We start from the raw sequence: 14,435 nt of genomic DNA on the forward strand, positions 1-14,435 counted from the left end.
CTACCCGCCGAAAATCGCCCTGTCCAAACTCGTCAACTCCCTCAAGGGCGTCAGCTCCCGCTACCTGCGCGCGGAGTACACCGGCCGGATCAACCAGACCGGCACCGGGTCCGTGTTCTGGTCCCCCTCCTACTTCGTAGGCTCCTGCGGCGGCGCACCACTGAGCATCGTCAAGGACTACATCCACAACCAGAAGCAACCAGCCTGACCATCACCCCGCAGACCCAGAGAACACCGGCACTTCGCGCCTCCGGGCCGAGGACCGCACTCCCGCCCGGCCTCAAGACCGGGACTCCCTGCGAAGATTCAGAGGATGGAGTCGGCCGTTACGGATGCCCGCCGCCTTGAGTAGGGCCTTCCACTGATGATCAGTGGTCGGGCTGAGCGGCTCGCCCGTGGGTGTGGTGAAGACGTAGCCCTTCTCCACTCAGAGGTCGGCAGCGGCATACCGGCTACAGCCCGACGCAACCGTTCGACGTCCACGCGGCCCTTGTTCAGCCCGCCATACAAAGCGCCATGGCTGCGGCGGTGTTCAGGAGCCAGAGCCAGGTCGACCAGCGTGCGCACCGGTCCGTCCGCGCAGAGCACCGCATCTGCCAGCTCGAACAGGGCGTCACCTCGAGCAGTCAGGCAGGCGTACAACTCAGCACGGAAGTCCTGCAGTTCCGCGATCGGCTCCTTGGCGGTGGCAAGACTCGGTACGCTCTTCAGCACGGCCTCCACTGATCAGATGCGTCCCTGACAGCGCACAGCATGAGTCGAATCCTGTTCCAGGATGCTCTGAACTGCGTAAATACCCACGACCGTGTGAATCGTCTCTGAGCTCGGTGTGACCCCGGGCCTGAGCTGCTGTGAATCAGCAGCCGGGGTCGGTGACTACCTCGCCCCAGAGGGTGCGGGAGGCGTCGTCAGCTCGGATCGCGGGATCAATGCGTTCGATCCCCACCAGAACGATCTGCTCGCATGCTTCGCGGCGATCGAAGTATGCATTGATTTCTTCTTCGGAGCAGGGGCTGGAGGGCTCAGTGAGCTCCAAGAGAATGGGTATGGCGGCTCGCCAGCGCCAGCTGATCTGGACGAGTTGAGCGATCGACGAATTGATGAAGTCGACGGCTGGGCGGTACAGGTCACGGTAGACCTCTCGCAGCGCGGGATGCACATCAGCTGCGGTGACAGGTGCGGGCCTGATGGCCAGGACCCGACCATCATTCTCAACCACGCCGATCTTTGGCGTCAGGTCGTGGCTACCCCATCGGCCCAGGTCATACAGCCTGTCGGCTGGGGTGGCCAGCTTCCGTTCGCGCGGGCCAGCCACGTTGGGCACCAGAGTCGGTTCGGCGTCGGTTTGGAACAAGGGTGTCAGGAGCTGGTCGTCGGGCAGCCCCCGTTCAGCCAGTTCCCGACAATCGGCCTCCGGCAGGCGCCACGAGTACACCGTCTCCCCCGACGGTCGGGATCGATGTTCCGATTCGATCAGGGTGTCGAGAGGCACCGCCATGACCGCTTCCAAGCGCTGCTCGATCGATGGCACTGCCTCGGCTCCCCTCCGCACTTGAGAACCCGGCCCTCGCAAGCAAGTGCCTGGGATGCTCGCCTATCTGTTCACACAACCTAGCTCTCGGGACTGACACCGGCGCCGTCGTCACAGCAGGGGAGGTTAAACGGCAAGCTCAGCTAAGCTCAGAGGAACCTCTTCAACCGCATGCTCGGCCAGCTCTATCACTGCCTCCAGCACCGCGAACGGTTCGACGAGCAGGCCGCCTTCCCCGCACCGTCCTCGACGGCGGAAACGGCGGCCGCCTGACCTTCGGCTACCTTGCTCAGATCACCCACAGCAGTCGATCATTCACGGATGAGACCCGAAGTTCAGGCCTTCGTCGCCGATGGCCCCCTCCCCGACTGGGACACCGACGACGAGGAGCTCGTTGACCGCCGATTCCGGCAAATCGAGGCCATCTCCGCGCCAGTCACACCCGACGAGGCTCATGCTCTGGCTGGCTGCTTCGGCCCCGATGACTGCTATGGCATCGCCTGGTCGCTGCTGCACCTGATCGAGACCAGCTCAGGACCACTGCCAGCCGTGACACGCCCGGGACCCGACGCCGACGAATGGCATCGCACGCTCTGGAATCGCTGGGGAAACCACGGACTCACCGACGAGGACTTGACGCGTTAGAACCCTGAGGTGTCTATGCGGTCAGAGCACTAGCCGACCAACGCAACGGATCAACCCGACGTCTTGTGGCTTCCGCCCGAGCCTCCGCAGCGCTGGGCCCGCTCCCGCCGCACGCCAGGACCAGCAGGGTTCGCGTCTTCGGTGAACCGGGCTACCGGCGGCATAGCGGGCCCTCACTGGAGAAACGACACCCAGGGGGTGCGGCTATGGGCGCCACCCGGCTTGGGGGGTGCGGCGCTGTCCACCGTACGGCGCAGCCGTGCCGGATCGGTGCGGGTCAGGGCCAGCTGGGCGGCCAGCTGCCAGCCGCTCTCGTACGCCTCGGCGAAGCGCTCGTGGCCGAGCGCGGCCCGGGCGCGGCTGCCCAGTGCGCGGACCTGGAGGTCGGTGTGGTCGTGGGCACCGCGTAGGCGGGCCGCCGCGCCGAGCACGACGGCCGCGTCGAGGAACCGCCCGTACAACGCGGCGAGGCCGGCCACGGTCACCGCGACTGTGGCCACGATCGGCAGGTCCTTGCTGTTGACCGCGGCCGTGTACGCCCGGTCCAGCGCCGCCTCGCAGGCGGGGCCGTCGCCGAGTTCGAGACAGAGTTCGGCCCGCACGGCACCGACCAGGGCCTGCCCGTGGTCGTTGCCGAACGGGAGCTGGTCGGACAGCCCGGCCTCGGCCTCCTCGACCAGCTCACGCGCCCGGTCCAGATCACCGGTCCGCAGGCGGAGGCCGGCCTCCCGGGCGTCGAGCAGCACCACCGCCTCGGGCACGGTCGAGCGCACCGTGCGCTCCCGGGTCACGGCGATCATCGCCGCCGCTTGCTCGGTCTGGCCGAGCCGCACGTACAGGTCGATCAGGCGCAGGTCGATGAAGGTCTCGTCGCTGTGGCTGAGCGACCCGAACTCGCGGGCCAGCCGCTTGGCCTCGGTCAGGTCAGCCAGCGCGCCGCCGAGATCGCCGTCGTACTGCCGCAGCAGCGCGCGTGTCGGCAGTGCCATGGCCAGGCCCCAACGGTCGCCCGCTTGGGTGAAGCAGTCCAGTGCCACGGCCACGTCGGCGCTGACCTGGTCGAGGTGGCCGTCGTTCTCGGCGAGCTCGGCCCGGGCCATCCGGGCCAGCCCGGCCAGCCACCCGTCCGGGTTGTCGACCAGCCGCTGGATCACCGGCGACGCCTCGATCCCGGCCAGGGCAGCCAGCCGGGCCGCGGTCAGCACGCCGAAGCCCTGCAGCTCCGGATGGCTCAGCAGCCGGTCGGTGAACTCCTTGGCCGAATCGTCGACTGGCACGCCCCGGATGTCGTAGGCGTCGAGCAGCAGCATCCCCTCGGCGATGTCGCGGTCCATGCTCGGCCGCCCGGCCGGCAACGCGGCCGCCTGGCCGAGCCAGTAGGACGCGTCGGGATGCCGGCCGAGCATGTGCCAGTACCAGGTCAGGTCCACCGCGAGCCCGAGCGCGCCGTCGGCTTCCCCGGTGTCGCAGAGGTGGCGCAGGGCGGCCAGCACGTTGTCGTACTCGGCGCTCAGCACGTGGAGCGCGTCGAGCTGCTCGGGGCCGCGCAGCAGCGGGTCGTAGCGGGCGACCAGTTCGGCGAAGTGGCGGGCGCTCAGGTCCCGTACGGCGGTCAGAACGCCTTGCTCGGCCAGGCATTCCGAGCCGTACTCCCGGATGGTCTCCAGCATCCGGTAACGGCCGGTATCCGGCGCAAGCTGGAGCAGCGAGCGGTCGACCAGGCCCGCGAGCAGCTCCCGGACCTCGCCGGCCGGCACCGTCGTGCCGGCACAGACCGCGGTGGCCGAGGCCAGCGTGACGCCGCCGGGCAGGACCGAGATCCGCTCCGCGACCGTGCGCGCGTCCTCGCCGAGCAGGTCCCAGCTCCACGCGATGACCGCTCGCAGCGTGCGGTGCCGTGGGAAGGCGGTGCGGCTGCCGGTGGTGAGCAGGCGGAACCGGTCGGACAGCCCGGTGGCCAGGTCGGCCAGCGAGAGCGTGCGCAGGCGGGCCGCGGCCAGTTCCAGTGCGAGCGGCATGCCGTCCAGGCTGCGGACGATCCGCAGCACCTCGCCGACGTTGCGCTGGTCGATGTCGAACCCGGGCCGCACGGCCGCCGCCCGCTCGGTGAACAGCCGCACTGACGCCGTGCGGTGGGCCTGCTCGACGTCCGCGTCCGGCTCGGGCAGCGTGAGCGGGCCGAGCGGAACCAGCGCCTCGCCGTCGATCGCGAGGGGTTCGCGGCTGGTGGCCAGCACCCGCAGGCCGGCGCAGCGGGCCAGCAGTGCCGAGAGCAGGTGGGCCACGGCGTCGATCAGGTGCTCGCAGTTGTCCACCACCAGCAGGCTTTCCCGGCCGCTCAGCTGGTCCGCCAGTACGTCCAGGTCGTCGACCGGCTTGGCCGAGGTCTCGAACAGAGCCGTGCCGAGCAGCCCGATCGCCGCCAGCAGCGCCGCGCCGACCTTGGCCGGTTCGGTGACCGGGGAGAGGTCGATCAGCCAGCTGCCGTCGCGGTATTCCTGCTGGTGGCGGCGGGCGGCCTCCAACGCGAGGCGGGTCTTGCCGGCACCGCCGGGACCGATCACGGTGACCAGCCGCCCGGCGGCGAGCAGCATGTCGATCCTGGCCAGGTCGTCGTCACGGCCGACGAAGCTGGTCAGCGGCGCGGGCAGATTGGTCGCCTTGGTCTCTACGGCGGCAGGCTCGGCGCGCAGCAGGCTCAGGTGACGCTCACGTAGTGCGGCCCCCGGGTCGGCGCCCAGGGCGTCGGCCAGGGTTTCCCGCACTTGTTCGTACCGGGCCAGGGCCTCGGCCTGGCGGCCCTGGGCGGCGAGCGCGTCCATGATCAACGCGGCGGCGCGTTCGTGGACGGGATGGTCGGCCAGCAGGGCGGTCAGGCGGGTGGCGGCCGCGTCGGCGCGCCCCAGGGTCAGCTCGGTCTCGGCGAGGTCGGTGACGGCCTCGATCGAGGCGTGGGCCAGCCGGGCAGCGGCGGCCGGTGCGACCGCGGCGACGGCCGTGGGCGCGATGCCGGGGCGGTCGCCCCACAGCGCCACGGCCTCGCCGAGCATGGCCGCCGCGGCGCTCGGGTCGCCGGCGCGCAGGCGGTCGCGGCCGGCAGCGGCCAGTTGCTCGAACCGCAGTGCGTCCACGTCGGCGGCGTCCACCGCCAGCCGGTAGCCGTCCGCGAGCGGCGAGACGTCGCCGGGCGCACCGAGGACCCGGCGCAGCCGCGAGACCAGGGCCTGCAAGGCGTGGGCGGGGTCGGCCGGCGGGTCCTCGGCCCAGATCGCGTCGACCAGGACGCCCCGCTCGACCGCGCGCCCGCCGGCCAGCGCCAGCCGCACGGCCAGCCCCTGCAACCGGGCGCCGGGCACGGCCAGGGCGGCGTCACCGCGCGCCGCCTGAAAGGCACCGAGCAGCGTGACCCGAAGCCGCGCACCCCCGTCCATTGCGTCATCTTCGCGCGAGCACCCGTGTCAGCGCCATGTGCCCCCCGGGTGAGCGCCGTGTGCGCCCCGTGTGAGCGGCCGGCGGCAGTGTTGCCGTATCGGAGGAGAACACGCTGCTGAGAGGGGATTTCTCATGCATGACGCAGTGATCGTGGGGGCCGGCCCGGTTGGTCTGTTCCTGGCCTGCGAGCTCGGTCTCGCGGGCTGCTCGGTCCTGGTGCTCGAACGGGAGCCGGAGCCCGGCTCCCGGTGGCGGGCAGCGCCGCTTGGGATGCGGGGCCTGTCGGCCACGGCGGTCGAGGCGTTCTACCGCCGCGGGATGTTGCCCTCGCTGCTGGCGGCGTCGGGCGTCCACGACGCTCCCGACGGGAACGAGCCGTCGGGCCCGCGGGCCGTGGGCCACTTTGCCGGCATGGTGCTCGATCCGGCCAAGGTCGACGTCGACGCGCTGTCGTACCGGCTGCCCAGCCCGGTGCTGGAGGTCATGATGACCAGCCTCGAAGCGGTCGAGTCGGTGCTGTCCGAGCGGGCGGCCGAGCTCGGCGTGGAGATCCGGCGCGGTGTCACGGTCTGCGCCGTCGAGCAGGACGAGGACGGCGTGATCGTGCGTACCGGCGAGCAGGAGTACGCGGCTCGCTGGGCCGTCGGCTGCGACGGCGGGCGCAGTGCCGTGCGCGGGCTGGCGGGCTTCGACTTCGTCGGCACCGAGCCGCAGTTCACCGGCTACACCATGCTCGTTGGCATCGCCGATCCCGAGAAGCTGAGCCCCGGGTTCAACCTGACGCCGACCGGCATGTACATCCGGATGCCCGCTGAGGGGCACATCGGCATGATGGACTTCGACGGCGGCACGTTCGACCGCACGCAGCAGCCGAGCCGCGAGCACCTCCAAGCCGTGCTGCGCCGCGTGTCTGGCGCCGACGTCACGCTGACCGGCGTTCGGCTCGTCTCGACCTTCACCGACCGGGCAATGCAGGCCACGACGTACCGGCGGGACCGTGTGCTGCTCGCCGGCGACGCCGCGCACGTCCACTCCCCGCTGGGCGGGCAGGGGCTCAACACCGGCATCGGCGACGCCGTGAACCTGGGGTGGAAGCTCGCGGCGGTCGCGCGTGGACAGGCACCGGACGGACTTCTCGACACCTACACCCGTGAACGCCATCCGGTCGGCGCCTGGGTACTCGACTGGACTCTTGCCCAGTCGGTGGCCATGCGTCCGGACGCGCATGGCCAGGCGGTGCAGGGCGTGATCCGCGACCTGCTCGACACCCGGGACGGCACGACCTACGTGTACGGGAAGATCTCCGGCTCGTCGCTCGCCTACGACCTCGGCGGCGAGCATCCGCTGGTCGGCCGCAACGCCCCGGACTTCCAGCTGGCGGACGGCACTCGCCTCGGCGGCCTGATGCAGGACGGCCGCAGCGTCGTCCTGGACTTCAGCACCGACCAGCGCCTGCGCGATTCGGCGACGGGCCGGGAGAGCCGGCTGCACTACGTAGCCGGTACGGCGAAGGACGACCTCGGACTGGGTGCCGTGCTCGTCCGGCCGGACGGCATCGTCGCCTGGGCGGGCGATCGCGGCTTCGACTGGAAAGGTACTCCAGCAGCGTTTCGCTATCTGGCCTGGTCAGAGGCGTCGTCCGGGCACTGTCACGTTGGCTGACAGGGTGGGGTGACCTTCTGGTTGATCATGCTGGAGGGGGATGGCCCGTGGGGAACGTATCGCCGTCGTACAAGGGGCACCGGTACCCGGTCGAGGTCATCTCCCACGGTGTGTGGCTGTATCACCGCTTTCCGCTCAGCTTCCGTGAGGTGGAGGAGCTGATGCTCGAACGCGGTGTGACCGTCTCCTACGAGACGGTCCGCCGCTGGTGTGTGAAGTTCGGGCAGCAGTACGCCGACGCACTGCGCCGCCGACAGTCCCGGCCCGGCGACAAGTGGCACCTGGACGAAGTCTTCATCAAGGTCAACGGCAAGCAGAAGTACCTGTGGCGGGCCGTCGGCCAGGACGGCAACGTGCTCAACGTTCTTGTGCAGAATCGGCGCGACAAGGCCGCAGCCGGGCGCTTCTTCCGTCGCCTGATGAAGAAGACGGGTGCGGTGCCGCGGGTGGTCGTCACCGACAGGCTCCGCTCCTACGGCGCCGCCCACCGCGAGGTCATGCCCTGCGTCCAGCACCGGCAGTCGAAGTACCTGAACCATCGGACGGGGAACAGCCACCAGCCGACGAGGCAGCGCGAACGCGCGATGAAGGGCTTCCGTTCCGTCGGCGAGGCGCAGCGGCTTCTGTCCGCCTTCAGCGGCATCTCACCCCACTTCCAGCCCCGCCGCCACCAGATGACCGCACACAACTACCGAGCCGAGATGACCATCCGCTTCGCGATCTGGGAACAGATCACCGGCGCCGTCGGCCTGGCCGCCACGATCTGAGCGCAGGCCCCGAACCGGGCCCAACCACGCCCCGACGCACCGTCAGACACCCACGCGCCCAACAACGTGACAGCGCCCGCTGCGCCCCTGCCCGCCTCGGCCTGGACCTGACCACCCGCGTCGCCGTGCCCGCGCCGGAAACTCGGATGCGGGTGGCGCACGGCCGCCCCTAGGCTGCGCCCGCGCAAAGGGCGAGGCGCCGGGTCGACCGTCGATGGATCGGAGATACACGGGGTATGGCCAGTCAACTGTTCGCGATCTGCTTCAACGCGACCCGGCCGTCGGGCCTGGCGCGCTTCTGGTCCCGGGTCCTGGGCTGGGAGTTGGCCGACGGTCCGGACGACGACGTCGCGATCCTGCCCCCTGATGCCGGCGGGTTCCGCATCCGTTTCCTGCCGAGCCAGGAGCCGAAGACCGGCCAGAACCGGGCACACTTCGACCTGACGAGCACCTCCCCGGAGGATCAGCAGCAGACGGTGGCCAGGGCACTGGAGCTCGGCGGGACACACATCGACGTGGGCCAACTCCCGGAAGACGGACATGTGGTGCTCGCCGATCCGGACGGCAACGAGTTCTGCGTGATCGAGGCGGGCAACAAGTTCCTCGCCGGCACCGGTTCCATCGGAGCGCTGGCCTGCGATGGTACGCAGGAGGTCGGTTACTTCTGGAGCGAGGCGCTGCGGTGGCCGCTGGTCTGGGACCAGGACCAGGAGACCGCGATCCAGTCGCCGGACGGCGGTACGAAGATCACCTGGGGTGGTCCTCCGGTGGCGCCGAAGACAGGCACGAACAGGCTGTACCTGGAGCTGGCGCTCCCCGCCGACGCCGACGGGGAGGCGGAGGTCGACCGCCTGATCTCACTCGGTGCGACGCGCGGCGGCATCGGCGGGGGCGACGGCGTCCGGGTGCTGATGCTCGACCCCGACGGCAACGAGTTCTCCGTACAGAGGCCGCGGTAGCGGGGCCGGGCACGGTCGCTGAGCAGTTCGGCGGCCGCGCTGAGGGCCTGAGGGAGATCGGCGTGTGGTCCGCGGCAAAACCGGCGGGACCGGTTCGGCCACCGCGGGCGCGTGGCGCGCCCACGCCTCGACGCGCCCGACGGCACCGCACGACGGCGAGCCGATCAACGCGAACGATCCGGCCGGCCGCGCGAGCAGTCCTGCTGGCCGCTTCGGCGTCCGGGGCTCCCCCGGCTCACTGCAACCGGAGCAGAACTGCCGGCCATGAGTACGGTCGCACGTCGTCGGCAGGCTGATCGGGCGCTTCCGTGGCCACTGCGGCCCCGGATCCGGCCCGGCCGGTGGATCGCCCTGGGGTGGTGTTCTGGGCATTCGCGTCGGGTGGCTGTCCCGGCGTGGAGAGGACCCGCCCGGTACAGCGGGGTGTCACGGCCTGTGGGGAAGCAATCGTCCAGGGAGGCGGTCGACGGGGTTCATGTGTCGGTGCGGGCCTGGCCGTGGTCGGCGTGGCGGGCGCTGAGGGCCAGAGTGCCTTCGCCCTTGTGTGCGGCGTTCGTCTCCATGCGGGCGGACCGCCGTGGGGCGCGCGCTCCGGGATCCTGGCCGGCCGGGGTGCGGCCGTGTTGCTGTGAGGGCAGGCGCCGGCGTTCCGGAGTGGGGCGGCTCGGGCCGCGTCAGCTGTGGTCCAGGGACCACATGACCTGGTCCTCGTACCAGCGGGCGGCGCTGACACCGTGCCACGAGGCCGCTTCGTCGACCTGGTCCTCGTACCAGCGGGCGGCACTGACGCCGCGCCACGAGGCCGCTTCGCCCCCGTGGCCCGCAGTGCGTACGTAGCGCACGGTGTCCTGCCCACGGTGGTCGTCGTCCGTGTGGCGGCCGACTTGCTCGCTGCTGGTCGCGGAGGTGGCGGACACGTACTGCGTGTGCTGCGCGGGCACCGAAGCCGTGGCTGCCGACGCCGAGCCGCCGGCTCCGAGAAGGGCTCCGCCGGCCAGTGCCGTGGAGGCGAGTGCGAGCGAGACGCGCTTGGTGATGCTGTTCATGGTCATTTCCCTTGCGAGACTGCCGCGGTTCCGCCGAACTGGCGGCCGCCGCTTCTGTGTGAACCGAGATCCGGAAATCCCGGGTCAGTCGGCTTGCCGCAAGGTCATCCGGAGGGGTGCCTCACGTTCGGCTCTGCCACCGTACCCGAGGGGTGCCTCATGTTTGCAGTGAGGCTCATCACAGCACGTCAGAAGGGCGAGATTGCGATCGGAAACATGACAACACCCGAATTCGAGGGGGCCCTCATGTTACGCTCGGGCCATGAGCCACCACCACGCCCCGTCCGCGAGGGAGACACCGACGAAACCCCTGCGCCGTGACGCACAGCGCAACAAGGACGCGATCGTGGCCGCCGCCCGCGCAGCCTTCTCCGAGCAGGGCCTCGGGGCGTCCCTGGAGGGCGTCGCCCGCGAGGCCGGCGTCGCGATCGGCACGCTCTACCGCCACTTCCCCACCCGGCTCGACCTGGTCGAAACACTCTTCAACGCGAAGTACACGGAACTGCTCACCACCGCGGAAGAAGCCGCGGCCATGGACGACGCCTGGGAGGGGTTCTGCCGCTACCTGGAGAAACTCTGCCAGCTGCAGGCCTGCGACCGCGCCTTCAACGACCTGGTCTCGGCACGGCTGCCCCTTCACGTGGCCGGCCGCGAGATGTACGAACGCGCCAAGGAACTCTGCATCCAGATCATGCGCAACGCCCAGGAACAGGGCGTCCTGCGCGGCGACGTCACCGCGCAGGACATCGCCTTCGTGATCTGGTCCCAGGCCGGGATCATCCAGGCCACACGCACCATCGCCCCCCAGGCCTGGCGCCGCCACCTCCACCTGATGCTCGACGCCTTCCGCACCGAGGGCGCTCATGAACTGCCCGAACCTCCTCTGACCAGCCAGCAGGTCGACCAGACCCTCGTCACTCTCGAGTGCACCGAAGAGGACTGCCGCGAGCAGTCCTGACCACACGAGGGACGAGGCCGCGGACAACGGCTGCGCATCACACCGGACCGGCGCCACACCGGACCGGCACCCCGGCCGACCGGCCGGGAAGAGCCCGGACAGCATGCCGGCTCCCGCGGCTTCCCCGCAGCGACGGGCAGGGCGCCGCTGGTGAGCGCCGCCTGTACACGGCGCCCGCCAGGTCAGCGGGTCCTGACCTCATCAGCGTCCAGACCGCGGTCGACGCCGTGGGAGATGACCTTCTGCCCGGGCTCGGGTTCCAGGCGCTTGCCGTCGAGGTAGACCTCCACCTGGTCCGGTTCGAAGGACACCATGCCGCTGATCCGATCGACCTCCTGGTAGGCATCGCGGTACGTCCAGGCGGCGTGGTGGACGTCGCCGATGTCGTAGTAGTCGCACAGGCCCTTGTAGGGGCAGAACGTCTGCCCCTCGACAGGGCGCAGCCGGGTCTCGTCGATGTCGGCGCGCGGAACGTACCAGCGCGGGGCGAATCCGGACTCGTAGAGCACGACGGGGTGCTCGGAGCGGGCTACCACGGTGTCGCCCAGGCGGACTTCCAGAGGCCTGGAGGTGTTGCGGATGTCGATGCGGTGGTAGGGGTCCGCGGCGTGGCCCAGGATGCGCTCGTCTTCCTCGTAGAAGGCGTCCATGGCCCGCCACGCGAAGGCGATGCGGCCCCGCAGCTCGGCGGCATACTCGGGCGGCGAGGTGAACTCCCAGGCGGCGCGTTCGGTGCTGCGGTCCCCGGCGCGGACCGCGTACCAGGTGGTGTCGCCGAGTTCCTTGTGGTGGGTGACCTTGCCGCTTGCGGCCAGGGCCTTCTCCTCCAGGTCTTCGCGGGGGAAGTAGGCGACCGGGTAGCGGCCCGGCTCGTGCAGCAGGATCACGTTCTCGCTGTCGGCGATCCAGGTGCCGTTGAACTTCACGCGCATGCGGCGGCGCAGCCGCTCGGCGAACAGCAGGCGCTCAGGCAGGGGCTCGGGGGTGAGGAAGTGCCCGATCGCGCCTGCGGAAAGGGGCCCTTGCTGCCAGGACAGTCCCATGGCGTTCTTCTTCCGGGTGCGGGGGCGGCGTGAGTGCGGCACCCCGGGGTGCGGGTTTGTCGTGTCGTTGTCCGGTCAGGGTTTGCAGGAGCAGCGGGAAACCTGGGCCTCGGGCCGGTGGAAGCAGCTCCAGACGACTTTGGCGTCGTCATCGGCTGCGGTCGTCACTCCCCAGTCGTCGGAGAGCTCCTGGACGATATGCATGCCTCGTCCTGATTCCCCGCTCGCGGAGGGCGGCGGGATACGGACGGTGGACCGGAGCGCGCTGTCGAGCACTTCCACGTGGACGCAGCAGGTGCGCTGCACGAGGCGGACCAGGTAGTCACGGCCGTCCGGGCTTCCGTGCTGAACGGCGTTGCCGGCCAGTTCCGATACGCATGCCCGGATGTCGTCGCGGCGTGGGCACCCGCCCCAGTTCTCGAGGGCCTGCATCGCGAAAAGGCGGGCGGTGCGCACGGTCTGGGGGGTGGGGCTGAAGGCGTGTTGCGTAAGGCGTTGCATGACGGGTCCTTTGCCGACCGCGGCACAGGGGGCCCGTGAGGTCCGCGGCCCCCGCAGCCGCCTCTTGACGCGTCAGGTCAGGACGCGGCCGAGGAAGTCGCGGATGTGCTGGGTGATGGGCTGGAGGTGGCTCTCCAGAGCGAAGTGCCCGGACTCGAGGAGGTGGACTTCGGCGCCCGGCAGGTCCGTGCTGAACGCCTCGGCGCCCGCGGGGCCGAAGATCTCGTCGTTGGCGCCCCAGACCGCCAGCAGCGGGACCTGGGTGTCACGGAAGTACTGGTGGACCTGTGGGTAGAGGTCGACGTTGGTGGGATAGTCGCGGAAGAGCTTGAGCTGGATCTCGTCGTTGCCGGGCCGGTCCAGCAGCGCCTGGTCGTGGACCCAGTTGTCGGGGCTGACCAGACTGGGGTCGGCGACTCCGTTCACGTACTGCCATCGGGTGACCTCGGGGGTCAGGGCGCCTCGCAGGGGGGCTTCGGTGTCCGGGCCCGGCGCCTGGGCGTAGGCGAAGACGCCGTCCCAGAAGGGCTTGACGAAGCCCTCTTCGTAGGCGTTGCCGTTCTGGCTGATGATCGCGGTGATGCGGTCCGGGGCCTGGAGCGCGAGGCGCCAGCCGATGGGGGCGCCGTAGTCCTGCACGTACATCGCGAACCGGTCGATACCCAGGTGCTGCAGCAGGCCGGAGGTGACCTCGGTGAGGGCATCGAAGGTGTAGGGGAAGTCCCCCAGGGCGGGCATCGCCGACTGGCCGAACCCGATGTGGTCAGGAGCGATGACGTGGTACCGGTCGGCGAGCGCCGGGATCAGGTGGCGGAACATGTGCGAGCTGGTCGGGAAACCGTGGAGCAGCACCACGGCGGGTGCCTGGGGATCACCGGCCTCCCGGTAGAAGACCTCGAGGCCGTTGACGGTGGCCGTGCGGTGGTGGACTGCGGGAGCCATATCTCTAACCTTTCTATGAAGCTTGAGTGGTTACTCAGTCAGTCGACCATGCCCCATCTAACCTGTCAAGTGAATTTTACTGGTTAGGAGGCGCGGGGTTCGTGACGCCCGCCGCCGCGCAGGGCAGAACGCGCTCACCGCCGGCCGGGACGCGGGACCCAGGGCGGGAGCCGGCCGGCGTCCCGGATCCAGCCTCCGCCCGTGGACAGCCGTGAGCCAGCGCAGCCGGCCGTGAGCGCGTTCAGCCGGCCGATGCCGGCCTGCCGGCCTCGTGGGTAAAGGCCAGCCCTGCCGTGGCGGAGCGGGCGCGCCGAGGGCTGGGCTGTTCGCGGAACAGCCGCACCAGGCCGGTGGCGCGCTCCAGGTCGGTGCGCATGGGCGCGTAGGCGGAGGTGACCAGGCCGATCGCCAGACCTGCGACGACCGGGTCGACGCCACTGCCCATCCGGCCCGCCCACATCGTGACGCCCATCGCGACGACAAGGCCGCCGCGATGGGCGCAGCCGCAATGTGCGGCCGGCGAGGGTGGCAGCGAAGGACGCGGCGGCGACGGCCAGCGGGAGGGGCCGGATGCGGTGGCTGCAGAAGGCGGCGATCACCAGGAGCGCGACCAGGTCGTCGACGACGAACAGCGCGAGCAGGAAGGTACCGATCCTGCCGGGCAGGCTGCGGGCCATGACGCTGAAGACGCCGAGCGCCAGAGCACTGTCGGTGGACATGGCCACTCCCCAGCCGTGGGCGGTGGGTCCGGCATGGTTGACCGCGAGATAGATCCCCACCGGAACGGCCATCGCCACCACACCGGCTCCGACCGGCAGGAGGAGGCGCCGGCGTTCCCGCAGCTCCCCCAGGTCGAGTTCCGTGCGCGCCTCCAGGCCCACCAGCAGGAAGAAGAAGGTCATCAGCCCGCTGTCGATCCAGGTGCGCAGGTCCAGGCCCAGCCGGCCGC

13 protein-coding genes and 2 pseudogenes are annotated in these 14,435 nt (G+C 70.3%); 6 read left to right on the plus strand and 9 right to left on the minus strand.

What is annotated here, in order from left to right:
* A partial coding sequence (gene tnpA / locus ACZ7M3_RS10285) for an IS200/IS605 family transposase (protein ID WP_472062234.1) occupies nucleotides 1–208 on the plus strand: 208 nt, incomplete at its 5' end.
* A gap of 227 nt (nucleotides 209–435) precedes the next feature.
* On the opposite strand, the pseudogene ACZ7M3_RS10290 reads toward tnpA, so the two are convergent.
* Together ACZ7M3_RS10290 and ACZ7M3_RS10295 are read right to left on the minus strand one after the other, a co-directional pair.
* Nucleotides 436–672, minus strand: a pseudogene (locus ACZ7M3_RS10290) (transposase); the annotation flags it as partial.
* Between the two features lie 184 nt (nucleotides 673–856).
* Complete coding sequence (locus ACZ7M3_RS10295) at nucleotides 857–1,531, minus strand: SUKH-4 family immunity protein (protein ID WP_472062236.1); 675 nt, start codon at nucleotides 1,529–1,531, stop codon at nucleotides 857–859.
* A 321-nt stretch (nucleotides 1,532–1,852) separates the two neighbouring features.
* Between ACZ7M3_RS10295 and ACZ7M3_RS10300 the strand changes: the two genes are divergently transcribed.
* Nucleotides 1,853–2,176, plus strand: coding sequence for a hypothetical protein (locus ACZ7M3_RS10300; RefSeq protein WP_472062238.1), 324 nt, complete (start codon nucleotides 1,853–1,855; stop codon nucleotides 2,174–2,176).
* A gap of 173 nt (nucleotides 2,177–2,349) precedes the next feature.
* Here the strand turns inward: ACZ7M3_RS10300 and ACZ7M3_RS10305 are convergent, their stop codons facing one another.
* Nucleotides 2,350–5,607 carry an AfsR/SARP family transcriptional regulator gene (locus ACZ7M3_RS10305; protein ID WP_472062240.1) on the minus strand — a complete coding sequence of 1,086 codons (3,258 nt, stop codon included), beginning with the start codon at nucleotides 5,605–5,607 and terminating at the stop codon, nucleotides 2,350–2,352.
* A 133-nt stretch (nucleotides 5,608–5,740) separates the two neighbouring features.
* Between ACZ7M3_RS10305 and ACZ7M3_RS10310 the strand changes: the two genes are divergently transcribed.
* The 3 genes from ACZ7M3_RS10310 (at nucleotide 5,741) to ACZ7M3_RS10320 (ending at nucleotide 8,996) form a co-directional block, all read left to right on the plus strand.
* Nucleotides 5,741–7,270, plus strand: coding sequence for an FAD-dependent oxidoreductase (locus ACZ7M3_RS10310; protein WP_472062242.1), 1,530 nt, complete (start codon nucleotides 5,741–5,743; stop codon nucleotides 7,268–7,270).
* 47 nt (nucleotides 7,271–7,317) lie between these two features.
* Complete coding sequence (locus ACZ7M3_RS10315) at nucleotides 7,318–8,037, plus strand: IS6 family transposase (protein ID WP_472062244.1); 720 nt, start codon at nucleotides 7,318–7,320, stop codon at nucleotides 8,035–8,037.
* A gap of 236 nt (nucleotides 8,038–8,273) precedes the next feature.
* Entirely contained in the window at nucleotides 8,274–8,996 is a 723-nt protein-coding gene (locus tag ACZ7M3_RS10320; RefSeq protein ID WP_472062246.1) for a VOC family protein, read from the plus strand.
* Between the two features lie 674 nt (nucleotides 8,997–9,670).
* On the opposite strand, the gene ACZ7M3_RS10325 is transcribed toward ACZ7M3_RS10320, so the two are convergent.
* The gene (locus ACZ7M3_RS10325; RefSeq protein WP_472062248.1) at nucleotides 9,671–10,042 is read right to left on the minus strand and encodes a hypothetical protein; all 372 of its coding nucleotides are present in this window, start codon (nucleotides 10,040–10,042) and stop codon (nucleotides 9,671–9,673) included.
* Nucleotides 10,043–10,304: 262 nt separating this feature from the next.
* On the opposite strand from ACZ7M3_RS10325, the gene ACZ7M3_RS10330 reads away from it, so the two are divergent.
* The gene (locus tag ACZ7M3_RS10330) at nucleotides 10,305–11,000 is read left to right on the plus strand and encodes a TetR/AcrR family transcriptional regulator (protein WP_472062250.1); all 696 of its coding nucleotides are present in this window, start codon (nucleotides 10,305–10,307) and stop codon (nucleotides 10,998–11,000) included.
* 182 nt (nucleotides 11,001–11,182) lie between these two features.
* On the opposite strand, the gene ACZ7M3_RS10335 is transcribed toward ACZ7M3_RS10330, so the two are convergent.
* The 5 genes and pseudogenes from ACZ7M3_RS10335 to ACZ7M3_RS10355 all read right to left on the minus strand — a co-directional run.
* Entirely contained in the window at nucleotides 11,183–12,043 is an 861-nt protein-coding gene (locus ACZ7M3_RS10335; protein ID WP_472062252.1) for a DUF427 domain-containing protein, read from the minus strand.
* A 75-nt stretch (nucleotides 12,044–12,118) separates the two neighbouring features.
* Nucleotides 12,119–12,544 carry an ATP-binding protein gene (locus ACZ7M3_RS10340; protein ID WP_472062254.1) on the minus strand — a complete coding sequence of 142 codons (426 nt, stop codon included), beginning with the start codon at nucleotides 12,542–12,544 and terminating at the stop codon, nucleotides 12,119–12,121.
* 72 nt (nucleotides 12,545–12,616) lie between these two features.
* The gene (locus ACZ7M3_RS10345; RefSeq protein WP_472062256.1) at nucleotides 12,617–13,486 is read right to left on the minus strand and encodes an alpha/beta fold hydrolase; all 870 of its coding nucleotides are present in this window, start codon (nucleotides 13,484–13,486) and stop codon (nucleotides 12,617–12,619) included.
* Nucleotides 13,487–13,727: 241 nt separating this feature from the next.
* Nucleotides 13,728–13,958 carry a hypothetical protein gene (locus tag ACZ7M3_RS10350; protein ID WP_472063136.1) on the minus strand — a complete coding sequence of 77 codons (231 nt, stop codon included), beginning with the start codon at nucleotides 13,956–13,958 and terminating at the stop codon, nucleotides 13,728–13,730.
* Between the two features lie 88 nt (nucleotides 13,959–14,046).
* Nucleotides 14,047–14,388: pseudogene (locus ACZ7M3_RS10355) on the minus strand (Na+/H+ antiporter NhaA); the annotation flags it as partial.
* Nucleotides 14,389–14,435: the final 47 nt, after the last annotated feature.

It is taken from the genome of Streptomyces sp. NPDC111656, assembly GCF_055656965.1.

Bases quoted from the DNA above. Each gene is read 5' to 3' on its own strand.
- ACZ7M3_RS10300 (WP_472062238.1), top strand. From the start codon at position 1,853: ATGAGACCCGAAGTTCAGGCCTTCGTCGCCGATGGCCCCCTCCCCGAC.
- ACZ7M3_RS10305 (WP_472062240.1), bottom strand. From the start codon at position 5,607: ATGGACGGGGGTGCGCGGCTTCGGGTCACGCTGCTCGGTGCCTTTCAG.
- ACZ7M3_RS10310 (WP_472062242.1), top strand. From the start codon at position 5,741: ATGCATGACGCAGTGATCGTGGGGGCCGGCCCGGTTGGTCTGTTCCTG.
- ACZ7M3_RS10320 (WP_472062246.1), top strand. From the start codon at position 8,274: ATGGCCAGTCAACTGTTCGCGATCTGCTTCAACGCGACCCGGCCGTCG.
- ACZ7M3_RS10325 (WP_472062248.1), bottom strand. From the start codon at position 10,042: ATGAACAGCATCACCAAGCGCGTCTCGCTCGCACTCGCCTCCACGGCA.
- ACZ7M3_RS10330 (WP_472062250.1), top strand. From the start codon at position 10,305: ATGAGCCACCACCACGCCCCGTCCGCGAGGGAGACACCGACGAAACCC.
- ACZ7M3_RS10335 (WP_472062252.1), bottom strand. From the start codon at position 12,043: ATGGGACTGTCCTGGCAGCAAGGGCCCCTTTCCGCAGGCGCGATCGGG.
- ACZ7M3_RS10340 (WP_472062254.1), bottom strand. From the start codon at position 12,544: ATGCAACGCCTTACGCAACACGCCTTCAGCCCCACCCCCCAGACCGTG.
- ACZ7M3_RS10345 (WP_472062256.1), bottom strand. From the start codon at position 13,486: ATGGCTCCCGCAGTCCACCACCGCACGGCCACCGTCAACGGCCTCGAG.
- ACZ7M3_RS10350 (WP_472063136.1), bottom strand. From the start codon at position 13,958: ATGGGCGTCACGATGTGGGCGGGCCGGATGGGCAGTGGCGTCGACCCG.